The sequence below is a fragment of the Streptomyces sp. NPDC051740 genome, assembly GCF_044453165.1.
Classification (GTDB): Bacteria; Actinomycetota; Actinomycetes; order Streptomycetales; family Streptomycetaceae; genus Streptomyces; species Streptomyces atrovirens.
On sequence record NZ_JBITCL010000021.1, the window covers coordinates 21097 to 42957 of the forward strand.

Below are 21861 nucleotides of genomic sequence, written 5' to 3' on the forward strand. Positions count from 1 at the left end.
CAGCGGTGGCGTCCACTCCACCACCAGGCAACAGCCCGACACAACCACTACCGACGACGATCCGACCACGAACCTGCTGGATAGATCACGAAGTGACACTGGAGTACTAGGCCTTGATCGGTGCGGCCCACCTGGCGGCCTGCTCGATCTTCGCCCAGTGGGCCGCACGGGCTTCCTCGTCGATCTGCTTCTCGTGTTCGGCGCGCACCCCGGTCCGGCCGTCGAGGCCCTCGCGCAGGATGTCGGCGTGCCCGGCATGCCGGATGGACTCACCGAGGACATGGACCATGACGGCGAACAGGTTCGTGTTGGGACGAGGCTCCGGCCACCACGGCACGTGGCCGGGGTCGTCGAGGGGAAGCTCGTTGATCGTCGCGTCCGAGTGTTCCCACGTGCGCCGGTAGAACCCGGTGATCTGATCGCGGGTCTCGTCCTCGGTCGCCCACAGATCGCTGCCGTCGGAGTGGTCCTGCCACCGGGGCAGCGGTTCCGGGGAAGGGCGGTCGAAGACCTCGCCGAAGTACCTGGCCTCGACGGTGGCCACATGTTTGACCAGGCCGAGGAGGTTGGTCCCGGTCGCTGTCAAAGGCCTGCGGGCGTCGTATTCGGACAGGCCGTCGAGTTTCCAGAGCAGCGCCTTGCGGTCCCGCCGCAGTCTCCCGTGCAGGTTGTCTTTCGCGAATTCATCGATCACGCGGCATGAGCCTGCCACGGGCTGCTCGTGGCCTCAAGATCCCGTACGTGGTCCGCGACGACCGGCGGAGCCGAGGCCTGGCCATGGCCGGGGTTGCTGACAGCCAGAGGTCATCTCCCCGGAAGAGGGGAAACAGAGCCCTGCTACCACCCGGCGACGGCCCTTCGGGATCAAGAACACTCGCTGGGAACGCAGCAGCCGGTCGTCGGAATCGAGCATCGTCGGCCTGGCTCGGCGCGCCGCAGCCGCCATCGTTGCTCTCCGCGATGGCGGCTGCGGCGTGGTTCAGCTCAGCCGGGTGGTGGCGTAGGCCACCATGGCGTCGCGCTGGTACTCGGCGAGCCCCGGGGCGATGGCCTCGTAGGCGGCGCGCCAGGTCTCGTTGTCGACGACGGAGCGGGCGATGGCCCGGTAGTCCTCGGCGGAAACGGCGCGCAGTTGGCTCAGTGCCTGGTATTGGGCGTGGATCTCGGCCTGGACGGGGGCGGCGTCGGCCGGGTGACCGGCGGCCATGAGCTCGGCCAGCCGGATCATCTGCGCCGTGCGCTCACGGTGCGCGGCGTCGGCGTCGGCCTGGCTCATCGTGGCGGCGCGCTGTCCGACCTCTTCGGCGAGTTCGGGGTAGTCGCGCATGTTGTTCTCGTAGTGGGCGGGCGTCACACCCTCGAAGAGGTTCTCCGGACGGTTGATGGTCATGGGACGGTCCTCCTTCCTGGACTGCTCCAGTTCGGCGATCGTGCGGGAGACGGTGCCGGCCAGGACGTCGATCCGGTCCCGCTCCGCCAGGAGGCGCCGGTGGTGGCTGCGCAGGGCGTCCACCTCGTCGACCTGCTCGGACAGAATCCGGCCGATCTCCGGCAGCCCGACACCCAGCGCCCGCAGCACGAGGATCTGCTGCAACCGCAGGAGCTGGCGTTCCCCGTAGTAGCGGTGGCCGTTGGTGCCGATTCTGGCCGGCGGCAGCAGGCCGGTCTCGTCGTAGTGGCGCAGTGTCCGGGCGGTCACGCCCGACATCCGTGCCACCTCCGCGATCGGCCAGTCCATCTCCACTCCCGCACGTATGTGTCGCCGGGCCGGTCGTTCCGGCCCTGGTCACGACGGTAGAAGCTGCCGCAACGGCAACTGCAACCCCGAAACCCGAGATCCGCGATCGAACGGACGCGGTGCACACCAGGACGACACGGCCTCCGTCCGCTGCCGGAACCCGTGAACATTCCGGGCCCAGAACCTGGGCGCCCGCCGAGCCCCTGTGGAATCGCTGTCGTCACTCATCGCGTCGTCGAGGCGTCCGCGGAGGTTCTTGTCGCCCCGCGCGGAGCGAGGGCTGCCTTCGGGGCGCCCTCGCTCCGCGCGGGGCAGGGGGCGGTTCGCCCGGCGATTGGGCCGCCTGCCCGTGCCTGATCACTCGACGGGTGCCTGCCGGCTGTGGTCCCTGACCGACTTCTCGATGGTGCGCGCACACGTGGTGAACATCTCGACCTGGTCAGGGGTCAGGTCGCGTACGGAGATCTGCTCCAGGGCGCGCCACTTGTCGGCGATGGGCTCCCGCAGGGCGCGGCCGGCGTCGGTGAGGCTGACCACCATGACCCGCCGGTCGTGGGGAGCGGGCTCCCGGGTGAGCAGTCCGGCCTCCTGCATACGGCGCAGTGACTTGGAGACGGTGGAGTGGTCGAGGCCGACACGCTCCAGAAGTTCCGCCTGTGTCCGGCCGTCGCGGTCGAAGAGCTGCGTCAGCAGCAGCTCCTGTCCCGGGTGCAGGTTCAAGGCGCAGCATGGCGGTGGCGTGGCCGCGGTGTGCGCGGGCGAGCTGGAAGATGGCGTAGCTCAATCGCCCGTCGCGCGCCGCGTCCGGCAGCTCAGGTGAGGTGGTGTCGGACATTGCTGCTCCCTGGTGACACGGGTGGGGTGATCGGTCAGTCGACGGTGAGGACGATCTTGCCGCGGTTGTGGCCGCCGTCGCTGGCCTGCTGCGCCTCGATGGCCTCTGCCAGCGGGTGGGTGGCGCTGATCGTGGTCACCAGTGTGCTGTCGGCGGCCTGCCGGGCCAGTTCGGCCAGCCGTGCGGCGGAGCGGCGCTGCGGGCCCTCGGCGAAGACGACACCGAGTTCACGGGCGCGGAAGTCGGCGGTGGTGACGATCCGGTCGGTGCCGCCGCGCAGGACGATGGAGTCCTCCAGTGCGCCCTTGCCCGCGGCGTCGAAGACGGCGTCCACCCCGCCGGGGGCGAGCTCGCGGACCCGCTGGACCAGGTTGTCCCCGTAGACCAGCGCGGTCGCGCCGAGCGAGGTGACGTACTCCTGGTTGGCCGGTCCGGCGGTGCCGATGACGCGGGCGCCGCGTGCGACGGCGAGCTGGACGGCGATGGTGCCGAGCGCGCCGGACGCTCCGTGGATCAGCAGCGTCTCACCCGAGGTGACGCCGAGCAGGTCCAGCACGCGTTCGGCACCGTCGCTCGCCACGGGCAGGGCGGCGGCGTGTGTCCAGTCCAGGCCGGCCGGCCTGGGCGCGAGGACGGCCGCGGACGCCAGGGCGTACTGGGCGTAGGAGCCGGTGTCGGACCAGCCCAGGACCTCGTCCCCCACCTTCAGGTGGTCGACGTCCTCGCCGACGGCGTCGACCACACCGGCGATCTCCCCGCCGGGCACGGCGGGCAGCGTGGTGGGGAAGACGGCCTCCTTGAACGGGGGACCCGTCGGTCCTCTCGCCCGGCCGTGTGGGGCCGAGGCGCACGGACAGTGGGCCGTGCGGCCCCCTCTTCCTTCTTCAGCACAGGGGGCCGCACGTGGTGCGGCGTCGAGTGGCGCCTTGCGAACATCCATGATGAGGGATCGCGTGCAATTGCAGAGCAGAAGTGCTGTTTTTCTCCTCAAAGGGATGAACCCCCGCGCTATGAGGCCCGCGAGGCGGGTGGCGGGGCGTAGCGGGAGGTGGCGGATCTTCTTATTGTTCCGTAATCCCATGATCACATAGCGTCGGACGGCTGTGTGCGGCCATTCTGGCGGTCCCTCCTGATGGCGCTTCAGCACCGCCCGACGGAGGGCTCATTGGTGCCGTTCGATCACAGGAACAGAGTGCGATGTCGAGTAAGAAGGTGGTGGCCGCTGTCGTCCTGGCGGCGGCCCTCACATGGAGCACGGTGATGACCGTGCTCGGGCACGCGGCCGCCGCGGCGGTCCTGCTGCCCTCCCTGGGCCTGCTCGTGCAGCAGGTCGTCCAGGCGTTCACGGCGTCAGACGGACGTTCCCGTCCCGCGGACGCCGTACCGTCCTCCGTGGACGCCGTACCGTCCTCCGTGGACGCCGTACCGTCCTCCGCCGGCGACCCGGCCGGGCTGCGGCGGGGCGGTCAGGAGGCGCCGCGGTGATGCCGTCGTCCGATGCCGCCCAGCCCCCACCACACAGCGTCAGACGGGGCCGCCCGCCGGCCCCCATCTCCCCGGAGGCGGGCCCGCTGCACCGCGCCTGGCTCGAACCCGTCCGCAACGTGCACCGCACCAGCGGCCTGACCCTGGACGATCTCGTCGACCGGTCCGGCTACTCCAAGACCCGGATCAGCGAACTCCTGCGCGGAAACGGCTACTACCCCGCCTGGGAGATCACCTTCAGCGTGATCCGCGCCCTGGACATCCCCACGGAACCCATGCGCCGGCTGTGGACGGCCGCCGCCCGCGAAGCCCACAAGGGGCCCGAGTGGATCCGCCAGTGCATCGAACAGGTCGCCCACGAGGCCGAAGGACCCCCGCTGCCCTACCAGGCGTTCACCGACACCATGTACCACCCCTACCTGGAGTACGCCCGCGCCTTCCTCCTGACCGACCGGCGGGCCCGGGGTGTCGTCGCGGAGACCAACGACATCCTGTGGCTCTCCTGGAGCGAAGCCACCGCCAGCGCCAACCTCAACCGCTACGCCTGGCTCCTGCTGCGCTCCCGGGTCATGCTCCGCACCCCCCGCCACGAAGGCCACCCCGATCTGCGCGCCGCCGTCTTCTCCACCCGCGAGATCCGCACCCGCCAGGACCCCGGACACATGATCGCCCTGTCCGAACTGGTCGATCTCTTCGACGCCATCAGCCGCCTGCCCGACGACCAGATGGACGTCGCCGTCCTGCACTACCTGTGCGGCATCCCCGACCAGCGCATCCCCCACGTCCTCGGCCTGAGCCCCGCCATCGCCCACGCCGTCGACCACCACGCCCGCGCCACCGTCGAGGCACTCCTCGACGCCCCCGACACCCGGGAGTGACCCCGCCCGCCATGTCTGCCATCGACCAGCTCCTCGCCCGAGCCCGCCTGCACCACCACCCCGACGTCCCCGACGACACCGTCCCCCACGACGACGGCACCTGCCCCGCCCCCCTGCCGGCCGCAGCCCCGCCCGCCGGCCCCGACCGCCCCGACCCGGCCGCGGCCCGGCAACTGCACACGCTGTGCGAAACCGCCGTCACCGCCCTCACCCCCGACGTCCTGGCCTTCCTCACCGACCAGGTCCCCGACCACCACAGCGCCTGGCTCCTGGGCTGCGCCCTCCACCTCGCGGGCATCGAGGACGGCGCCCGCTTCTGGTGGCAGTACGCCGCCGGCGACGGCCACCCCCCGGCCTGCTACACCCTCTCCCTGCACCACCGCGTCCGCGGCGAGCAGCACGCCGCCGCCTTCTACGCCCAGCAGACCGGCCTCGACCTCACCCCCGAGGACGGGGCGTCGGAACCCCTCACCGTCGCCGGCACATGCCCGCCCACGGACATCCGCTTCGACGCCGGACTCCCCACCGTGCTCCGCATCCTCAGCGAACTCGCGGCCCCGGGCCGCCGCCGCCGGCCCCACCGCATCGACGCCCTGACCAACTACGTCGCCGACGCCGTCACCCTCCACTACGACCGCCACCCGAACATCGAACTGCCCGTCCCCGAACCCCGGTTCGCCGACAGGATCGACTTCCTCCTCACCACCGCCCCACCGTGGAAGGCCCGCACCCGCGCCCCCCGCGCCACCGCGCCCGCCCTGCCCGTCCGCACGGACCACGACCGGAACGAGAACTCCCGGGCACGGCCGTCCTGCGCACATCGGGGCGCAGCCACGTCCTGACCCGGACACCGGCTCCACGTGCGGACGCACACCGGTCCTCTACCGTCAGTAGAGGACTGCGGTACGGTAGGGGGCATGGCAGCAGACGAGACGAGCATCAAGGTGAGCGTGGCGGCGCGTGACCGGCTGGCCGTGCTGGCGGCCGAGCACGGTACGACCATCCGCTCCCTGGTCGAGGACCTCGCGCAGGGCACCCCGACCCAGGCCGAGTACGCCGAGCGCGCCGAGCTGGCCCGTGCCGAGCTCGCCTCCGCCCTCGGTACCGCACCGGGCCCCGAGGCCGAGGCGAAGGCACGGGCGCTGCTGGAGCGCCTGGGCGGGACGCGGCACGCCCCTCGGGCAGCCGCGTAGTGGGGGCGATCCCGGTCGTCCTGGACCACACGACCGCCGCGGCACTGTACGACCCGAAGGACCCGTTCAACGAGGCGGTCGCGGCGTTCTACGTCCAGGCCTCCGGCGGGCTGGGAACCCTGTACGCACCGGTGCTGTCGTTGACGGCCGGCGACGCCGAGCGGCCCGGACTCCTCGGCTACATCAAGGGACTGCGGTTCATCCGCATCGAGGCCTTCGACACCGACGCCGCGGTCACGGCCACCGAGCTGCTGCGCTTCGGACACTCCTGGGCCGCCGTCCACGCCATCCACGCCGCCCGCCCCTCCCCCGCCCACCCCACCGGCCGCTTCCTGCTCACCCTGACGCCCAAGGCGTACGCGGGGACCGGCGTCCAGGCCGTCCACCCCGATCGGTAGACGCCCGGTCCGCACCCCCCGGGAGGGTCTCTTCGACCGGCCTCGGGACCGGTGTGGAGGTGACCGGGACACCCGTCAACCGGGACGCCCGTCAAAGGGGCAAAGGGATGATCTCGAAGCCCCGAGGGGCCCGCCCGTCATTCGTTCGGCTCGGTAGCGTCGGTGGTGCCCTTTCCACGTATCGAGGGCGGAAGGCGTCGGCGTGTGCGGCGGCCCACGGGATGAAAGGTCCGCGGCGGACGTCCGACAGCTCCCTCGACCGCTGGAGTCACCCCGGCCGCCGGGTGGAAGCAGCCCGCGGACCGGCTCGCGGAGGCGGGACCGGCCGCGAAGGCCGGCGTCGAGACGCAGGACAACGACCGGGCGCGCCGAACACCGCGGGGCTCGGCACGCCCGGAGAGCCGAAGCCCCTTGCCCAGGACGCCGGGGCGACGTCGGCGGGGAAACCGGGCTGTAGGTTGATCGTCCGCGCCGCTCCGGTGTGCGGACCGGTCGACGGTGGCGCGGAAAAAGATTTCGGAGAAAGTCGTCGTCGGATGTCGAGGAACCGTTTCCCGCTCCGACCGAGGGGTGACAGCGCGCCGACGGGGCGCGCGGGAGCGAGGGGACACCCGGGATGAAGTACATCGCGATGATCTACGGCAACCAGGCCAAGTGGGACTCCTTCCCGGCCGAGGCGTGGCCGGAGGCGATCGCCAGGCAGGAGGCGTTCAACAAGAAGTACCGCGAGAGCGGTGAACTCCTCGGCGCCTACGGCCTGGCGGACGCGGCCAACGCCCAGCTCGTGCGCCGTGAGGACGGCGTCCCGGCGGTCACCGACGGCCCGTACCTGGAGACCAAGGAGTACATCGCCAGCTTCTACCTGCTGGACTGCGACAGCCTGGAACGGGCGCAGGAGATCGCCGCGGACATGCCGTTCGCCGACGTGGAGCCGGTGGAGCTGTGGCCGGTGCTGCACGAGTCCGCGGCGGACGTGTGACGACCGCCGCGGACCACGCCGCCGAGGACCTGCTGCGCGAGCTGGCGCCGCAGGTCCTCGGCGCGCTCGTACGCCGCTACGGCGTCTTCGACGCGTGCGAGGACGCGGTCCAGGAAGCCCTGCTGGCCGCCGCCCTGCAGTGGCCCGAGGCCGGCGTCCCGGACAACCCCCGGGGCTGGCTGGTCACCGTCGCCTCCCGCAAGCTGGTCGACCGGATCCGCAGCGACAGCGCCCGCCGGCGCCGCGAGGACGCCCTCGCCCTGGCCACCCCGCAGGCCGAACTGCTTGGCCACGCCGCCGACACCGTGCCCGACGCGGACCGGGACGACTCGCTGGCCCTGCTGTTCCTGTGCTGCCACCCCGCGCTGTCACCGGCCGGCCGGATCGCGCTGACCCTGCGCGCGGTCGGCGGCCTGACCACCGCACAGATCGCCGCGGCCTTCCTGGTCCCCGAAGCGACCATGGCCCAGCGCGTCAGCCGCGCCAAGCAGACCGTCAAGGCGTCCGGCACCTCCCTGGCCATGCCGGAGGGGGCCGGCTTCGCCGAGCGGCTGGCCGAGGTGCGGCACGTGCTCTACCTCGTCTTCAACGAGGGATACACCACCACCGGCAGCGCCGACCTGACCGCGCCGGAACTGTCCACCGAGGCGATCCGGCTCACCCGGATGCTGCACCGCCTGGTGCCCGACGACACCGAAACCGCCGGTCTCCTCGCGCTGATGCTCCTCACCGACGCGCGCCGCCCCGCCCGTACCGGCCCGTCCGGGGAACCGGTGCCGCTGGCGGAACAGGACCGCGGCCGGTGGGACCGACGGCTCATCACCGAGGGAGCCGGCCTCCTCAGCCGGACCCTGCCACGCGGCCGGGTCGGCCCGTACCAGCTACAGGCGGCCATCGCCGCCGTGCACGACGAGGCCGAGGACACCGACGCCACCGACTGGCCCCAGATCCTCGCCCTGTACGAGCTCCTGGAGCGGTTCGGGCCGAACCCGATGGTCACCCTCAACCGCGCGGTCGCCGTCGCCATGGTCCACGGCCCGGCCACCGGACTCGGCCTGCTCACAGCGCTGGAGACCGACAGCCGCCTGGCCCGCCACCACCGCCTGCTCGCCACCCGTGCCCACCTCCTCGAACTCCTCGGCGAACACGAGGCCGCGGCGGCCTCCTACCGCGAAGCCGCCCGCCGCACCACCAGCACCCCCGAGCGCCGCCACCTCAGCACCCGCGCCCACCGGCTGGAGGCCCGCGCGTGACCGGGCGGGAAATCGCCCGTGCGGCGTCCGCCGTCGCGTGAACATCGGCGACCCGCACCGCCGTCTCCTGTCCGACGTCCTCGCCGTCGGTACGACCTACCCGCTGGTCGTCACCGGCGGACACGCCGTCCGGACACGCCGTCCGGGCGCACGGGCCGGCCGACCGGCACGGCCGTGACGAGTTCTGCCGCCAGGACCTGTGTGACCGCCCGCCCGCCCGGACGGTGTGTCAGAGCACGGCGAGCCGGTCCACCAGCAGTTCCACCCTCCGCTCGGCGTCCTCCGGCGGCAGCCGTCCCGCCCGGGTCAGGGTCGCGAGGCCGTGCAGGGCCGCCCAGAACACCTCGGTGAACAGCGCCGGGTGGACGCCGTCGCCCGCGACCTCGGTGAGGCTTTCCAGCAGGGCGGCGAAGCCGTCCTTCAGGGGCTCCGGGGTGTCCTCCCGCGCGAACGCCAGGCCGCCGTCGAGCCGGAACATGGCGTCGTAGACCGCCGGGTTGCGTACGGCGAAGTCGAGGTAGGCGCGGGCGAGGGCGGTGACCCGGGCGCGCGGGCCGTCGACGGCGGAGGTCGCGGCCCGCAGTGCCGCGGCCATCTCGGCGGCGCCCTCGAGGGCGACGGCGCCGATGATCTCGCGCTTGCCGCGGAAGTGACTGTAGAGGACGGGCTGGCTGTACTCGATGCGCTCGGCGAGCCGACGGGTGGTGACCGCGTCCCAGCCCTGCTGCTCGGCGAGTTCGCGGGCCGTCGCCACGATGAGGCGCTCGCGGACCGCCCGTTCGCGCTCCTTGCGTTCCTGTACCGACATGACGTGAGCCTAGCATCGCTAGACAATCGAGCGACAGTAGGTCTAGCGTTGCCTCATCTACTAGCAATGCTAGATTCCAGGAGGGGCAGTCATGCTCACCGCACTCGAGGTCTTCACCACCGTGGTCGTCGGCCTGATGGTGGGGGTGGAGTTCTCCGTCGCCTTCGTCATCAACCCGATCCTCAACGCACTCCCCGAGGACAGCGGCCAACTCGGCCGCGCCCACGGGGGCCGGATGCTCGGCGCCGTGATGCCGTTCTGGTACGTCGGCTCGCTCGTCCTCGTCGCGGTCTGGGCCGTCGCCGGACGGCGCCACCACGGCACCGGCCTCGTCGTCACCGCCGCCGCGCTGCTGATCGTCAGCGTGATCATGTCGGTCCTGCTGCTCGTCCCGATCAACAACCGGGGCAGGACGTGGACCCCCGAGAACCGGCCCGAGGACTGGAAGGAGCAGATGAACCGCTGGGACCGCTACCACTACGCCCGCGTCGCCGTCATCATCGCCGCCTTCGCCCTGCTGGCCACCGCCCTCACCTGAGCCCGCGGGCCGGGACCGTTCTCGCACGACCGGAACCGCACCTCTGAATACGTCATGTGACGCATTGACCTCAGATCACCCTCACGGTTGCATGATCGTGGTCCTCCGGTGGGGAGCCGGAGAAGGGGCCGTGTCCTTACTGGGGGGAAAATGAGGGAGAACGCGAACCGGAGCACCACCAGACGGGTGCGGGCCGCCCTGAGGGGGTCCCAGTAGTTCTCGCCGAAAAAACAACGCCAAGCCGTTGATCATGGTCCGGCCGTAGCCCCGAGGGTGCTGACGCGGTTCGCGTACTCCCGGCGGGCCTTGCGCTGTGCCGGGATCGCCGTGGTGTTGTCGAGCGGCTGGCAGCGGTCGAGAAGCTGGCGGTGGACCTCCGGTGTGGTGCTGACCCGCAGGGTGTAGCCCTGGCCCCGTCGTACGGTCACGCCCTGGTCGAGCGCGGCGCGCTCGGCGGGCTCCAGTTCGGCCGCGCGGAGGAAGTCGGCGACCTTGCCCGGCATGTCGAGGAGGACCGGCAGTTCCGGAGCCGGGGCGTCCTGGTCGGCGGCCGCGTATTCGGGCAGGAGGTCGGCGACGGCCGTGCGGATGGCGCCGCGGCTGACGTCGTACTCGCGGGCGAGGGCGGCGATGGAGCGGCCTTCCAGGTACGCGGTGCGCACGTCGGCGGTCTTGTCGGCCGGGACGGCCGGGCGGCGTCCGCCCTTGTTGCCCTTCGCCTCGGCGGCCCGCAGCCCGTCGTACGTCAGCTCCCGCTGGAGGTCGCGCTGGAGTTCGCCGGCGGCGGCGAGGGTCTGCACCATGAACTTCACGGTGGACAGCAGCTCTCTGGTGCGCGGGTGGCGGGCGGTGAGGTCCATCGCGGAGAACGCGCCGTCGTGGATGCGCAGGGCGAGGCGGCCCGCGTGCAGGACGTCGAGCACGTCGAGCACGTGCTGAGTCCCGCGCACGAGGCGGAACATCTCGGAGATGTGCACGGTGTCGCCCGGCCGCGCGTAGGTGAGCAGCTCGCCGAACTTCGGGCGCTGAAGCGGGTGCAGGCGGCTGGAGGTGTCGGCGTCCTCCTCGAAGACGACCGGGTCCTCGATCCCGGCCTCCTCCAGGACGAGGTTCTGGCGGTCGGTCGACTGCTGGTCGGTCGACACCCGCTTGTAGACGAGATTGGCCACGCTCTTCCCCGCTCCTGTCGGCGCATCGGAACCCGGGTGTCATCTAACCCTGTCTCCAACCGGCATCGGATCTCATTGGATCTGAGCCGTCGCCAGGCCCCGGAAAGTCCGGGTTCATTGGACGCCCGCCGCGCCTGTCGTCATTCGATCATTTGCCGACACATGAGAGCGCCCTCGAAGTGCGGGCGAGGACATCCGTGCCGCCTTGATAGTCTGCGTGATCAACCGGCCCACCCGGCACCTGCCCGTCCTGGACGTCGTCTGGCTCGGATAGAGGCGACATCACTCTGCCGCCCAAGCCGGTTGGGCCGGAGTCGCGGAACCCATTGAGGCGCAACGAGCAGACGACTTGTCTCCCACAGCGCTGGCAGTCGGCGCTCTCCACCACACGCCAGTCTGAAAAGCTGCCCCGATCACCCCACGACTGGGACTTTGTTGTTCCCCACTCAAGTCTCTTCGCCTCGATACGCTGCATTCTTCCCGCAACACCCGTGCACATCACGCCGAGGAGGTCCCATGCACGCTCGCTCTGCTGTGGCTATCGCCGCTGTGTTATGCCTGCCGCTCACTGCCTGCAGTGACGACGCCGACGCCAAGGAGAGCGGCAAGCCCGCCCGGTCCGCTTCAGTTGGCAACAGTGGGGACACCGGCAACCCCACCCCTGCTACAAGCGTGGGGCAGTTCGCACCCGATGATGTCGCTGTGCTGAAGACGGCCGTCCTTGACTTCGCCCGAGCCCGTATCGAGAACGACATCAGTGGCTACGACCTGCTCTCCAAGCGGTGCCAGGTCGATCTCTCCAGGGCCGACTTCAAGGCACTGTCTGAGAACACCCATCCGGACTACCGGCATCTGACCATGCAGAACATCTGGATCTACTGGTACGACGACGACCGCACCCAGATCAGCATCAGAGGGAATGACCCCGAGGACATAGGCAAATACCCCGGAGTGCTCGACATCTGGATTCGCGAGGACGGCACCTGGCACTGGGATGACTGCTGACCAACGCACCGGGACACCACCGAGAGTCGCCACGGTTGTTGGCGCTCGCCTCTGGACGTCTTCGTTCTCGTCCAGCTCGCGCGCGTTCGGGTCGCGCACAGGGCATCTGGAGCCGGGGTGGAGACAGTAAAGCTGTAGCGGCACGTTGAGATTGCGGTGCTTGAGCGGGGACAGCCGGCGACGTCCTCGCCCCGGACCTCATGCCCCTCGGCTGGACCCGGCCGAAACTCCGCACCCCTGAAGCCGGTGACCGCTGGATGTGGCTGATCATCGCCGTCCACACCCAGCTCCAGCTCGTCCACGCGGTCACCGCCGACCTGCGGCGGCCCTGGGAGAAGCCAGCCGATCCTGGCCGTCTCACCCCCGTCCGGTCCGCCGTGGGTTCCGGTATCTCCGCCGGCATCTCGCCTGCCCGGCCCGTGCACCCAAGCCCTCACGGCCGGGCCCGGAGCCGAGATCGACCAGCCTGGGAGCGACTGTTCAAGCGCTTCGGGAGTTACACCGCTCACCGTACAGACCCGACCCTCGGCGCCGAACTGCGCGAGCGCGGGATCGGGCTGCACGTCATCGAGCAGGGCATCGACACCTCCACCATGGAAGGCCGAGCCATGTTCGGGATGCTCAGCGTGCTCGCGGAGCTCCAGAGAGAGCTGATCGTGGCGAACACGAACGACGGGCTCGCCTCCGCGCGGGCCCGCGGCCGGGCAGGCGGGCGCCGACCGAAGCTCACGGCCGACCAGGCCGAGCTCGCCCAGCAGCTCTACGACGCCCGGGAGAAGACCGTCCAGCAGATCGCCGACATGTTCAACGTGCCCCGTTCCACGGACACCTCGACAAGACCAAGACCGTGCCCCGCCAGCCGAAGAAGACCGCTGCAGCGAAGCCCTGAAAGCTACCGGCGGGTTACTTGTCACCTGGTTCGCCGCTCGTTAACGGCACCCCAACGCGGCCGAGCTGATGACGCTGTCCGCCGAGCTCCAGGCCGGCGGCATCCAGCTCGAACTCCTCACAGGGCCGCTCACCGGCATCTACGACCCCAACGGCATGGGCGCCATGTTCTTCGCCGTCCTCGCAGTAGCCGGGCAGATCGAGCGCAACTACATCCGGGAGAAGACCCTCGAAGGCCAGGTCATCGCCGCGTCCAAGGGCAACCACGGCGGACGCCCGAAGGTCATCGACGACGACATGCTCACCTTCGCCGTCGCGCTCAAGGACAAGGGCGTCCCCGTCCCCGAGATCGCGAAGAAGCTGACCATCAAGACCGGGAAGAACGCGGGCAAGTCCCCGTCGGTCGCCTCGCTGTACCGGGCGCTCGCGGAAGCCGAGGAAGCCGCGGCCGACGACGGTCTGCCGCTGCGGCCCAAACCCGTACGCATCCGCCGGCCCGAGGACCCGCTCACCCCCGAGGAAATCGACCTCCGCGAACGGCTCCAGGCCCAGCCCAACCCGAACGCCGAGCAGCGGTAGGCCCGCCCACGACCTGCCCTGATCCCAAGATCACCGGCTTAGCGTTAGCCGCTGTACCGCTGTGCCCCAAGGCCGTTGTCCCGCAGCGGACGCAGGCCGCCGTCGATCGGGCGGGCTTCCGCCTCGGGCTCGGCGCCTCCCGGCTGCCTTCCGGGCCTCGGGCGCGCAGCGCACTGTCCGATGCCCTCGACGTGCGCCCCGAAGCTCGTGGATCGGCATAACAGTAAGTAGCCGAACACCCTGTGACTGGAGTCGGCCGAGGCGGGAATGTACGTGGCCGGGAGGCCGGAGGGCCGTATTGTACGTATTGGACCGGCACGTACGATCCGGTTCGACACGAGCCGAAACGATGGGCTCGTTGGAAGACCAAGTGGAATGATCGATAGCTACTTGCTGTTATTTAATAACACTGCAGTCGGATACGGCCGAGGAGAGACGTTGTCGAAGCTGACCCCCGTCGTCGGGCCGGGCACCCCATGAGCGTCCCCGCCCGCGCCGTCGCCGCCGTGAACCGGTTCCTGGACACCCTGCGCTCCGAGGCCACCCGGCGCCAGCGCCGCGCCTACCTCGAGGAATACACCTCCTGGCTCGCCGCACAACGCCAGTGCGACACCGGCCACCTCACCACCGAAGACCTCCTGGACGAGGACAACGCCCTCGCCTGGCTCACCGCCGCCCAGCGCGGCACCACCCGGCGCCGCCCCGGCCTGCACGGCCCCACCGCACCCGCCGCCGCCAACTCCATGGCCGCACGCACCAGCTCCCTGAACACCTTCTCCCGCTACTGCGGACACCCCCTCGAACTCCAGCCGCCCGCCCCTCAATTCGCCCAACGCCTCACCCCCACCGAAGCCCACCGCACCCTGCGGCTCCTCGCCGGCCACCACCCCGCCGGAACCCTCGAAGCCACCTGGCAGCGCTCGGTCGCCCTCATCGCCCTCGCCGTCTGCACCGGACAGGGCATCAGCACCCTCCACCCCATGCGGCTCACCGACCTGGACCTGGAACGCCCCCTGCCCCGCGCCCGGGCCGCCGGCGAGTGGTACCCCCTGGACACCGTCTCCCGCGACGCCCTCACCCGCTGGAAGACCACCCACCAGGCCCTGACCACCGGACACCTCAAAGCCCTCCAGGGCGGACGGGTCGAACACCTGTGGATCACCACCTCCCCCGGCCGCCCCCGCGACGGCCGACCCGCACCCCCCGCAGGCCTGCCCGCAGCCGTACGAACCCTGGAAGCCGCACACCGCAAACTGACCGCCACCGCACTGGGCACACCACTGCTGCTCGAACAGTTCTGCGGAACCGAGACCGCCGACGAACCCCGGGCCCCCCGACCGCGTACACCTCCCGGTGGGACACCGGCCGCAGCGCGGCACCGGTGACGACGCGTCCACGCTCGTCGGCGGCCGGCCCGGCCGCCGTGGGTGCGTCGAGCCGGCGGTTGAGCTTCTGACCGCCGGTGGACCGCGACCCCTTCGTACGGTCCGGGAGCGCGAAGAAGCCCCCGGCCGTCGGCTCAAGCGGTGGAAGCGACCGCACAACACCACCCACACCAAGATCCGCCACGTCGGCTAGCAGGCCACGGCCGCCTTGGAAAGCCGGCGCCTGCCGCGGAAGCCGCGCTGCGGCACCAACCGCATCACCGACATCGTGAAGGCCGTTCTCGTCCTTCACCACGCATCAGCATGAGGTTGAAGACGGCTCGATCACCGAACAGAGAAAGACGCCCACATTTTCTTCCCCCGATTCCGGTGCATCAGAACTTCGTGCTGCACTTCATCGGGTACTCATTACCGACGAAGGAGATGCAAACGCGGTAGTAGTAGCTGGCGCCGCCCAGCATGTTCGACCAGTCCGAGCCGCCCGTGGTGTCCGGGATCCTGACGCTGAGCGAGCGGATCAGGTTGCCGGCCGAGTCGTACTTCTCGATGTAGCCGTAGGAGTTGTAGAGCGAGTTCGAGGAGTTGTTCGTCACACGGACCCAGGCCGCGCTGCACCCCGACGCCCAACGCAGTTCGGCCTTGCGGCTGTTGTTGTCGATGGTCCGCTGCGTGGAGACGCTCGCCGTCTCGCAGCCCGTGGCCCTCGGCCCCTGGTTGTCGCAGCCCGCCCCGCTGCAGCTCGCGGCGAAGGAGGTGCCGGCCAGTGGAACCATGCCCATCGCGACGACGGCTGCAGAAATGGTCGCGGTACGGGACAATGTCTTCTTCACAAGAACTCCGGTTTTAATCAGGCGGCGCCGGCACTTATGTGCAGCACCGGATGATCATAGATGTGAGGCGCCGGGCTGACAATCTTCACCGATGTCGAGAGCGGACTTTTCGGTCGATGCGCGAGTAGAGGTCACCCGAGTAAATGGCAAATTAAATCACTCTTTATGCAGTTTCCTCGATTCCGGGTGTGGGACTGGTGGGCCCGCATGTTCAGGAAACGAGGCTCAGCGGAGCCGGTTTAAGTACCGCGCTTCATCGCCGGTGGTCGCCGGGGGCGCGTCGGCTCCATGTTCCTCCGGCTTCGGTGACCAGGCGGGTGGTGGTCTTGTCGTGGTGGCCGAGCGCCCGGCTCTCCCCGCTCAAGCACCGCCACCTGAACCTACTCGGCCGCTACAGCTTCACCGCCGGCGTTCCGGCCGCCGGTGCCCCGCGTCCGCTGCGCGACCCGGCTGCGCCCGAGCTGGATGAGGACGAAGAGGGCGGGGAGTGAGTGCGAGGGTGCTGCTCGACGGTCATGCAGTGCCCCGGTCTCGGCCCACAGCCGGGCGGCGAAGACCCGGGCCGTCACGCTGCGCCGAGGCGAACGAACCGCTCGGGCGGGCTACGCCCGTCGGCTTGGGGCGGCGGGCGTCACTTCTCGTGTGTGCCGGGTTCCGCGCTGATGGATTCCTGGTAGACGTCCGCGTACGTAGGGGAGTCCTTGGCCAGGTCGTCGCAGAATGCGGCGACGTCGGTGCCGATGAGTTCCAAGACTCCCTTGCCTGCGGCTGCGCCCTCCTCGAAGAAGTCGAGGATCCCGGGAAGCAGGACAGGCAGGCTGACCGGTCCGACCTTGAACAGGTACCTCTGCATCTCCTTGTAGACGATCTGGTAGTCCGGCGGGAGAGCCTTGACCCGAGCCACGTGCGCCCGCCACTGTTTCTTGCCTTCGATGATGTCCTGGATGCTCACGTCAGCCTCCCAGCCGGCTCAATTCCCTCTCGACGTTCCTGTTCAGCTGCTCGCGCCACCGGTCGCGATGGGTTCGAGCGCCTTCTCCACCGGCAAGCGCGGTGCAGAAGTCCCGGATGTCCTCGCCGAGCACCTCGTGGACGCTCTGTCCGTCCGCCGCTGCTACTTCGAGCAGCCCCAGGGCGGCGTCGAGGATCGGCATCAGGTTGCGGCCGGTGAAGTCTCCGTAGGGGAAGAGACGGGTGATGATCTGTCCCCACGCCGCCCGGTAGTCGTCCGGCAGAGTCTCGGCTCGGGCTTCGAACGCCTTCCATTCCCTGGTGAGATCGCTGCCGGTGACCTTCTCCCAGAAGTTCATCTCCCGCCCTCCTTGAGCCTGTCGATGCGTGATGAGACGTACTGCCACTTCGCCCAGAACTTCGCGAGTTCCTCGCGTCCGGCGTCGTTGAGCGTGTAGAACTTGCGCGGCGGACCGACCTCGGATGGTCGTTTCGTCACCTGGACGAGCCCGTTCCTCTCCAGCCGCAGCAAGATGGTGTACACCGTCCCCTCGATGACGTCGGCGAAGCCGAGCTCGTTCAGCTGCCGGGTGATGGCGTACCCGTAGGTTTCCTCGCTGCCGATGATTTCGAGCACGCACCCTTCGAGCGTGCCCTTCAACATCTCCGTCAGATCGTCCATCGCGGGTACTCCTCAGCCCTACCGGTACTGCGTAGTACCGAGTACCGCTATACGGTACCACTGAGTAGTGGAGGGCGGCAGTGTCTCCGGCAGGCGTAAACCCTGGACCCACTGGCGAGGACCCGCGTTCCATCGCGGGAGCAACTCATCGGCCCGGCTCCGAAGTCAGCGGGGGCCGTAGGCCATCAGGCCCTCGGTACTGGTGGGCTCGCGTATTCGACTGTTGCCGGTTCCCGGAGGAACCCAGCCCGCTGTCGTGGTTGCCGACCGGATCACTGCGTCATGGGCAGGCACTCGGCGAGCAGGTCGACGACGTCGCGCCAGGCGCGCTGCGCGTGCCGTGGGTGGTAGCCGACGCCGGGGACTGCGGGGTGGTCGACCGGCGGGTGGTGGAAGGCGTGCAAGGCGCCGCCGTAGACCGCGAGGCGCCAGTCGACGCCCGCGGCCTGCATCTCGGCGGTGAACGCGTCCCGTTGCGCGGGCGGCATGATCGGGTCTTCCGACCCGACCCCGGCCCACACCGGGCAGCGGATGCGCGCCGTCTCGCCCGGTCGGCCCGTGGTAGTCGCGTTGACCGTCCCGATCGCGCGCAGGTCGACGCCGGCTCGCCCGAGTTCCAGCGCGATCGCGCCCCCGGTGCCGTAACCGACGGCGGCGATCCGGTCGGGGTCGGTCCGCGGCTCGGCGCGGAGCACGTCGAGCGCCGCATGGCCGATCCCCCGCATCCGGTCGGGGTCGGCGAGCAGTGGCATGCAACGGGCCAGCATCTCCTCGGGGTCGCCCAAGTAGCGCCCGCCGTGGAGGTCGAAGGCCAGCGCCACGTATCCCAGCTCGGCGAGCGCATCGGCCCGGCGGCGCTCGACGTCGCTGAGCCCCATGCCCTCCGGTCCGAGCAGCACCGCGGGCCGGCGGTCGACACCGGCCGGGAGCGCGAGGTGCCCGATCATCGTCAGACCGTCGGCCGGGTACTCGACCGTACGCGTTGCAACCGTCGTCATGAGACTGGACTGTAGTGATCGTCAAGCCCGGTCCGGCCGCTGTTCTGCCGCTGGCAGAACAGCGCGGGCGTCCCCCTGAAATACGGGACGGGCCCGGCGCTCAGGCAGCGGGTCCTCCACAGCACCGCGGCGTTGAGGACCGGTCCGAGCGCGCCGAGCCGGTCCTCTTCTGCAATCGGCCCTGGTCCACGTGAACACCCTCCTGCTCCAGGACATCCTCGGCGAACCCGAGTGGGCCGATCTCCTCCTTTCCCGCCGGGAGCCTTCCCGGACGACCCGGGTCAGCCCTCGTCGTTCCCGATGCTGGAGACCTGCTCCACGTCACACCATCCCTGCGGGTAGGACGGAGGGTAGGAGCAGAGCTTGATGGTGATAGTGCCGGTCTCTCGCATGTCGTAGTAACACCACTTCTCGCCGCCGGAGCTGGAGCACGACCCCGTCCGGCCGTAATCCGTCGACCACCACACGATGCTGTTGCCGCCCGACGCGCGGTGGTCCACCCAGATGTCGTCTCCGTAGCTCATGAACCCGGCGTCCGCGTAGGGGGTGCTGGTCCATGCCGACGCGGACGCCGACCCTGTCAGCCCCAGTACGAGGACGGCGGATGCACCCGCCGCCATGGTGAGTTGTGCGAGCTTCCTCATCCTGCTCCTCCTGTAATGGCATGTACATGACTACCGGCTGGGCATGGCTGCGACACAGGGCCTGACCGCGCCGACGCAGTGGACTGTGCCGTGGCGGCCGTTTGGCCGGCCAGGCGTCCCGCAGTCTGCTGACCATCGACAGGCAGAAGCAATGAGAACCGTCTGTCCCGGACAGTCGCCGACTGTCCGGGCTGGTCCGGGCCTTGTCCGGGTTGCGTCCCGGACAGATCTGCCGCAGTGGATGCCGGATTCACTGCGGCCGTGTGGCCTGACCGATGATTTTTCCGCGCCGTGCTGGTCTGTACGCCGAATACCGACTCACGGGAGGCTGACGGCATGCGGAAACTGGCCTTTGCCATGAACCTGAGCCTGGACGGCTACATCGCCGCGCCCGGCGACGACCTCGGCTGGAGCGTGCCGAGCGACGAGCTGTTCCAGTGGTGGTCCGACCGGGTGGACGCGACGGGCCTGGCGCTGTACGGGCGCAAGCTGTGGGAGACGATGAGCTCCCACTGGCCGACCGCCGACAGGCAGCCGGGTGCCACACCGGCGGCGATCGAGTACGCCGGCCGCTGGCGGCACATGCCGAAGGTGGTGTTCTCCTCTACGACCGGCACGGTCGACTGGAACACCCGTCTGGTCACCGGCGACGCGGTCACCGAGATCACCAGGCTCAAGGCCGACGACGGCGGCCCCATGGACATCGGCGGTGCCACACTCGCCGCGGCGGCCATGCGGGCCGGGCTGATCGACGAGTACGCGGTCGTCACCCATCCGGTCCTGGTGGGCGGCGGCACGCCGTTCTTCACAGCCCTGGACAACTGGGTGAACCTGACTCTGGTGGAGACCCGGATGTTTCCCGACGGCGTGGTCCTGACCAGGTATGAGACCAAGCGCTGAGCGCTCGGCATCGGATCGGCGCGGGCTTCGGGCGCCTGAGGATCTCGCGGCGCTGTGTTCCGAGGCGATCGTGATACCCCTGCCGGATCACAGGCCGTGCGTGTAAGGGATCCCAACCGGACACCGGTCAGCCCTTGCACGCGACGCGCTCGGCGAGCCAGGCGGTCAGCTTGTCCGCGTCCGCGATGCCGCACTCACCCACACGGGTGACACCCTCGCAAGATCTCCGCCGTTTGCGGCTGGTGGCGATCCTGCTGGCCTATTCCGTGCCCGGCGCTGCTGGTGACTCGTTGGTCAGCGCTTCAGCGGCCGTCTCGGCGTTCCCGGTCGTGCTTCGGTCAGCTTGGCCGCCTCGACCTCCTTCTTGCCGCATGACCGAATAAGCCAGCAGGATCGGTGGCAGCTTTCTTACCGGCACCCCTGGTTCCTGCTCGACCGCGCATCACTGCTGTCCGGGCACTACCGCGTCCACTCGTACGCGTGATCGGAGACGAATTCGGCGAAGGTGCGCGGCGGACGGCCGGTCAGTTCGAGCACCGCGGTGCTGACCTGGTCCTCGCGTCCCTCCTTGATTCCGCGCTCGACGGCGGCAAGGGCGGCGGCGAACTCCGTCGGCGTTCCGGAGGCGCGGTAGGCGGCAGCCTGTTCCTCCTCCGTAATACGCTCCACCCGAACCTGTCTGCCGGTCCGCGCGGTGATGATCCGCGCGGCCTGCGGATAGCTCATCCCGTGCGGCCCGGTGATCAGGTAGTCGCTTCGAGCGTCCGCCCCCACGTCGGCCAACAGCGCGGCAGCACTGGCCGCGATGTCCCGCGCGTCGACCCACCCCAGCCTGCCGTCACCGGCCGCGGTACGGATCTCACCGTGTCGGTGGATGTGCTCGGCCAGCGGGTGCGGACGCAGGAAGTTCTGCATGAAGCCGGACGCGCGGAGTACGACACCTCCGGGCTGGTCCCGGACCTGGGCGGCCATCTCCACGGCGCTGGGCGCGTTCGGCAGCACGATGGCGGAGCCGAGCATCACCAGGCGCCGGACGCCGGCCCGCCGCGCCTGGCGCAGGAAGGGCTCGACCAGCGGCAGCGGGTCCACACTCTCCACCGGAGGAATCAGGAAGACCCGGTCCGTCCCGTCGAGCGCGGGTCCGTATGTGGTCGGGTCGTTCCAGTCGAAGCGGATCGCGTCAGGATCGGCTGCGGCCGGGTTCCGGCTGGCGGCCCGAGCCCGCACGCCGGCGTCGCGGAGCACGTGCACCAGCGTCCTGCCGGTCTTGCCGGTCCCTCCGGTCACGAGCACTCCGGACATCAGGCGTCCTTCCTTCCGAGCGAGTCGATCAGCCCGGCGAGAGCCCCGGCGGCGGCGGCCGCCGACAGCGGGCTCCAGTAATCCCGGTACAGGGCGATCAGCCCGTCGCGGACCGTGAGGACCACGATGTAGTCCAGGCGGTAGGGCTGGGAGGTGGCCACGGTACGGCCGGTGGCCGTCCACTCCACCACGACGGTGTCCGTTCGATCCGTGGGCCGCACGGTGAGCGCGGCCACCTCCTTCATGTCCATCAGCTCCGGATAGTGAGCGAGGTAGGCGCGTACCTCCTCACGTCCGCGGAGAACGCGAGGGGAGCTCCCGGCCGCGAAAGGGAATTCCGCGATCCCGTCGGGCGCCCACAGATCCGCCACGGCGTTCACGTCTTTGGCCAGCATCAGGTCGATCATGCGGCGAAAAGTTTCC

Annotated in this window: 25 protein-coding genes and 4 pseudogenes; 15 read left to right on the forward strand and 14 right to left on the reverse strand. The window is 69.9% G+C overall.

Translation table 11 applies throughout. The features are described 5' to 3' along the window. Positions 1-106: 106 nt before the first annotated feature. The 4 genes and pseudogenes from ACIA6T_RS28245 to ACIA6T_RS28260 form a co-directional block, all read right to left on the reverse strand. Positions 107-694: a DinB family protein gene (locus tag ACIA6T_RS28245; protein WP_399449299.1), complete on the reverse strand. Its 588-nt coding sequence runs from the start codon at positions 692-694 to the stop codon at positions 107-109. A 285-nt stretch (positions 695-979) separates the two neighbouring features. Continuing rightward, positions 980-1738 (reverse strand): MerR family transcriptional regulator, encoded by a 759-nt coding sequence (locus ACIA6T_RS28250; RefSeq protein WP_399449300.1) that lies wholly within the window; start codon positions 1736-1738, stop codon positions 980-982. Between the two features lie 357 nt (positions 1739-2095). Next, a pseudogene (locus ACIA6T_RS28255) lies at positions 2096-2573 on the reverse strand (MarR family winged helix-turn-helix transcriptional regulator). Between the two features lie 34 nt (positions 2574-2607). Further along, positions 2608-3369 (reverse strand): annotated as a pseudogene (locus ACIA6T_RS28260) (NADP-dependent oxidoreductase); the annotation flags it as partial. 401 nt (positions 3370-3770) lie between these two features. On the opposite strand from ACIA6T_RS28260, the gene ACIA6T_RS28265 reads away from it, so the two are divergent. The 7 genes from ACIA6T_RS28265 to ACIA6T_RS28295 all read left to right on the forward strand — a co-directional run bounded on the left by ACIA6T_RS28265 (position 3771) and on the right by ACIA6T_RS28295 (position 8759). Further along, positions 3771-4058, forward strand: coding sequence for a hypothetical protein (locus tag ACIA6T_RS28265; RefSeq protein ID WP_399449302.1), 288 nt, complete (start codon positions 3771-3773; stop codon positions 4056-4058). Further along, positions 4058-4936 carry an XRE family transcriptional regulator gene (locus ACIA6T_RS28270; RefSeq protein WP_399449303.1) on the forward strand — a complete coding sequence of 293 codons (879 nt, stop codon included), beginning with the start codon at positions 4058-4060 and terminating at the stop codon, positions 4934-4936. Before ACIA6T_RS28265 ends, ACIA6T_RS28270 begins: the two co-directional genes overlap by 1 nt. An 11-nt stretch (positions 4937-4947) precedes the next feature. Then, positions 4948-5778: a hypothetical protein gene (locus tag ACIA6T_RS28275; RefSeq protein WP_399449304.1), complete on the forward strand. Its 831-nt coding sequence runs from the start codon at positions 4948-4950 to the stop codon at positions 5776-5778. 75 nt (positions 5779-5853) lie between these two features. Beyond that, the gene (locus tag ACIA6T_RS28280; RefSeq protein ID WP_399449305.1) at positions 5854-6129 is read left to right on the forward strand and encodes a hypothetical protein; all 276 of its coding nucleotides are present in this window, start codon (positions 5854-5856) and stop codon (positions 6127-6129) included. Further along, positions 6129-6527: a hypothetical protein gene (locus ACIA6T_RS28285; RefSeq protein WP_399449307.1), complete on the forward strand. Its 399-nt coding sequence runs from the start codon at positions 6129-6131 to the stop codon at positions 6525-6527. Before ACIA6T_RS28280 ends, ACIA6T_RS28285 begins: the two co-directional genes overlap by 1 nt. A 616-nt stretch (positions 6528-7143) precedes the next feature. Further along, the gene (locus ACIA6T_RS28290; protein ID WP_385051447.1) at positions 7144-7506 is read left to right on the forward strand and encodes a YciI family protein; all 363 of its coding nucleotides are present in this window, start codon (positions 7144-7146) and stop codon (positions 7504-7506) included. Further along, the gene (locus ACIA6T_RS28295; protein WP_399449308.1) at positions 7503-8759 is read left to right on the forward strand and encodes an RNA polymerase sigma factor; all 1257 of its coding nucleotides are present in this window, start codon (positions 7503-7505) and stop codon (positions 8757-8759) included. The genes ACIA6T_RS28290 and ACIA6T_RS28295 overlap by 4 nt, the downstream gene beginning before the upstream one ends. A gap of 229 nt (positions 8760-8988) precedes the next feature. On the opposite strand, the gene ACIA6T_RS28300 is transcribed toward ACIA6T_RS28295, so the two are convergent. Beyond that, positions 8989-9567, reverse strand: a complete 579-nt coding sequence (locus tag ACIA6T_RS28300; protein WP_399449310.1) for a TetR/AcrR family transcriptional regulator — start codon at positions 9565-9567, stop codon at positions 8989-8991. A 91-nt stretch (positions 9568-9658) separates the two neighbouring features. Here ACIA6T_RS28300 and ACIA6T_RS28305 point away from each other — a divergent pair, with 91 nt between their 5' ends. Then, positions 9659-10105 (forward strand): anthrone oxygenase family protein, encoded by a 447-nt coding sequence (locus ACIA6T_RS28305; protein ID WP_399449311.1) that lies wholly within the window; start codon positions 9659-9661, stop codon positions 10103-10105. A gap of 248 nt (positions 10106-10353) precedes the next feature. Here ACIA6T_RS28305 and ACIA6T_RS28310 read toward each other — a convergent pair whose 3' ends face one another. Beyond that, the gene (locus ACIA6T_RS28310; protein WP_399449313.1) at positions 10354-11274 is read right to left on the reverse strand and encodes a recombinase family protein; all 921 of its coding nucleotides are present in this window, start codon (positions 11272-11274) and stop codon (positions 10354-10356) included. Positions 11275-11790: 516 nt separating this feature from the next. Between ACIA6T_RS28310 and ACIA6T_RS28315 the strand changes: the two genes are divergently transcribed. From ACIA6T_RS28315 to ACIA6T_RS28335, 5 genes and pseudogenes are all read left to right on the forward strand, one after another. Beyond that, complete coding sequence (locus ACIA6T_RS28315; RefSeq protein ID WP_399449314.1) at positions 11791-12279, forward strand: hypothetical protein; 489 nt, start codon at positions 11791-11793, stop codon at positions 12277-12279. A 206-nt stretch (positions 12280-12485) separates the two neighbouring features. Continuing rightward, positions 12486-12727: pseudogene (locus ACIA6T_RS28320) on the forward strand (transposase); the annotation flags it as partial. Beyond that, positions 12699-12923, forward strand: a pseudogene (locus ACIA6T_RS28325) (recombinase family protein); the annotation flags it as partial. The pseudogenes ACIA6T_RS28320 and ACIA6T_RS28325, both read left to right, overlap by 29 nt. 310 nt (positions 12924-13233) lie before the next feature. Then, positions 13234-13746, forward strand: coding sequence for a hypothetical protein (locus ACIA6T_RS28330; protein ID WP_399449408.1), 513 nt, complete (start codon positions 13234-13236; stop codon positions 13744-13746). Positions 13747-14222: 476 nt separating this feature from the next. Beyond that, the gene (locus ACIA6T_RS28335; RefSeq protein ID WP_399449316.1) at positions 14223-15131 is read left to right on the forward strand and encodes a hypothetical protein; all 909 of its coding nucleotides are present in this window, start codon (positions 14223-14225) and stop codon (positions 15129-15131) included. A 374-nt stretch (positions 15132-15505) separates the two neighbouring features. Here ACIA6T_RS28335 and ACIA6T_RS28340 read toward each other — a convergent pair whose 3' ends face one another. After that, complete coding sequence (locus ACIA6T_RS28340) at positions 15506-15961, reverse strand: DUF2690 domain-containing protein (protein ID WP_399449317.1); 456 nt, start codon at positions 15959-15961, stop codon at positions 15506-15508. Between the two features lie 326 nt (positions 15962-16287). On the opposite strand from ACIA6T_RS28340, the gene ACIA6T_RS28345 reads away from it, so the two are divergent. After that, complete coding sequence (locus tag ACIA6T_RS28345) at positions 16288-16452, forward strand: hypothetical protein (protein ID WP_399449411.1); 165 nt, start codon at positions 16288-16290, stop codon at positions 16450-16452. A gap of 140 nt (positions 16453-16592) precedes the next feature. Here the strand turns inward: ACIA6T_RS28345 and ACIA6T_RS28350 are convergent, their stop codons facing one another. The 5 genes from ACIA6T_RS28350 to ACIA6T_RS28370 all read right to left on the reverse strand — a co-directional run bounded on the left by ACIA6T_RS28350 (position 16593) and on the right by ACIA6T_RS28370 (position 19236). Next, the gene (locus ACIA6T_RS28350) at positions 16593-16913 is read right to left on the reverse strand and encodes a DUF1048 domain-containing protein (RefSeq protein ID WP_399449318.1); all 321 of its coding nucleotides are present in this window, start codon (positions 16911-16913) and stop codon (positions 16593-16595) included. Between the two features lies 1 nt (position 16914). After that, a complete protein-coding gene (locus ACIA6T_RS28355; protein ID WP_399449319.1) occupies positions 16915-17271 on the reverse strand; it encodes a DUF1048 domain-containing protein in 357 nt (118 codons plus the stop codon). Continuing rightward, positions 17268-17594, reverse strand: a complete 327-nt coding sequence (locus ACIA6T_RS28360; RefSeq protein ID WP_399449320.1) for a PadR family transcriptional regulator — start codon at positions 17592-17594, stop codon at positions 17268-17270. The genes ACIA6T_RS28355 and ACIA6T_RS28360 overlap by 4 nt, the downstream gene beginning before the upstream one ends. Positions 17595-17866: 272 nt before the next feature. Next, complete coding sequence (locus ACIA6T_RS28365; protein WP_399449321.1) at positions 17867-18592, reverse strand: dienelactone hydrolase family protein; 726 nt, start codon at positions 18590-18592, stop codon at positions 17867-17869. Between the two features lie 281 nt (positions 18593-18873). Beyond that, entirely contained in the window at positions 18874-19236 is a 363-nt protein-coding gene (locus ACIA6T_RS28370; protein ID WP_399449322.1) for a hypothetical protein, read from the reverse strand. Between the two features lie 336 nt (positions 19237-19572). Here ACIA6T_RS28370 and ACIA6T_RS28375 point away from each other — a divergent pair, with 336 nt between their 5' ends. Further along, positions 19573-20136 carry a dihydrofolate reductase family protein gene (locus ACIA6T_RS28375; protein ID WP_399449323.1) on the forward strand — a complete coding sequence of 188 codons (564 nt, stop codon included), beginning with the start codon at positions 19573-19575 and terminating at the stop codon, positions 20134-20136. A gap of 459 nt (positions 20137-20595) precedes the next feature. Here the strand turns inward: ACIA6T_RS28375 and ACIA6T_RS28380 are convergent, their stop codons facing one another. Together ACIA6T_RS28380 and ACIA6T_RS28385 are read right to left on the reverse strand one after the other, a co-directional pair. Continuing rightward, positions 20596-21438: an NAD(P)H-binding protein gene (locus ACIA6T_RS28380; protein WP_399449324.1), complete on the reverse strand. Its 843-nt coding sequence runs from the start codon at positions 21436-21438 to the stop codon at positions 20596-20598. Further along, a complete protein-coding gene (locus ACIA6T_RS28385; protein WP_399449325.1) occupies positions 21438-21845 on the reverse strand; it encodes a nuclear transport factor 2 family protein in 408 nt (135 codons plus the stop codon). Before ACIA6T_RS28385 ends, ACIA6T_RS28380 begins: the two co-directional genes overlap by 1 nt. Between the last annotated feature and the right edge of the window lie 16 nt (positions 21846-21861).

Excerpts from the sequence above, each read along its gene's own strand:
- ACIA6T_RS28305 (WP_399449311.1), top strand. The coding sequence starts at position 9,659 with ATGCTCACCGCACTCGAGGTCTTCACCACCGTGGTCGTCGGCCTGATG.
- ACIA6T_RS28265 (WP_399449302.1), top strand. The coding sequence starts at position 3,771 with ATGTCGAGTAAGAAGGTGGTGGCCGCTGTCGTCCTGGCGGCGGCCCTC.
- ACIA6T_RS28335 (WP_399449316.1), top strand. The coding sequence starts at position 14,223 with ATGAGCGTCCCCGCCCGCGCCGTCGCCGCCGTGAACCGGTTCCTGGAC.
- ACIA6T_RS28385 (WP_399449325.1), bottom strand. The coding sequence starts at position 21,845 with ATGATCGACCTGATGCTGGCCAAAGACGTGAACGCCGTGGCGGATCTG.
- ACIA6T_RS28290 (WP_385051447.1), top strand. The coding sequence starts at position 7,144 with ATGAAGTACATCGCGATGATCTACGGCAACCAGGCCAAGTGGGACTCC.
- ACIA6T_RS28250 (WP_399449300.1), bottom strand. The coding sequence starts at position 1,738 with ATGGACTGGCCGATCGCGGAGGTGGCACGGATGTCGGGCGTGACCGCC.
- ACIA6T_RS28300 (WP_399449310.1), bottom strand. The coding sequence starts at position 9,567 with ATGTCGGTACAGGAACGCAAGGAGCGCGAACGGGCGGTCCGCGAGCGC.
- ACIA6T_RS28380 (WP_399449324.1), bottom strand. The coding sequence starts at position 21,438 with ATGTCCGGAGTGCTCGTGACCGGAGGGACCGGCAAGACCGGCAGGACG.
- ACIA6T_RS28355 (WP_399449319.1), bottom strand. The coding sequence starts at position 17,271 with ATGAACTTCTGGGAGAAGGTCACCGGCAGCGATCTCACCAGGGAATGG.
- ACIA6T_RS28315 (WP_399449314.1), top strand. The coding sequence starts at position 11,791 with ATGCACGCTCGCTCTGCTGTGGCTATCGCCGCTGTGTTATGCCTGCCG.
- ACIA6T_RS28270 (WP_399449303.1), top strand. The coding sequence starts at position 4,058 with ATGCCGTCGTCCGATGCCGCCCAGCCCCCACCACACAGCGTCAGACGG.
- ACIA6T_RS28375 (WP_399449323.1), top strand. The coding sequence starts at position 19,573 with ATGCGGAAACTGGCCTTTGCCATGAACCTGAGCCTGGACGGCTACATC.
- ACIA6T_RS28280 (WP_399449305.1), top strand. The coding sequence starts at position 5,854 with ATGGCAGCAGACGAGACGAGCATCAAGGTGAGCGTGGCGGCGCGTGAC.
- ACIA6T_RS28365 (WP_399449321.1), bottom strand. The coding sequence starts at position 18,592 with ATGACGACGGTTGCAACGCGTACGGTCGAGTACCCGGCCGACGGTCTG.
- ACIA6T_RS28370 (WP_399449322.1), bottom strand. The coding sequence starts at position 19,236 with ATGAGGAAGCTCGCACAACTCACCATGGCGGCGGGTGCATCCGCCGTC.
- ACIA6T_RS28360 (WP_399449320.1), bottom strand. The coding sequence starts at position 17,594 with ATGGACGATCTGACGGAGATGTTGAAGGGCACGCTCGAAGGGTGCGTG.
- ACIA6T_RS28275 (WP_399449304.1), top strand. The coding sequence starts at position 4,948 with ATGTCTGCCATCGACCAGCTCCTCGCCCGAGCCCGCCTGCACCACCAC.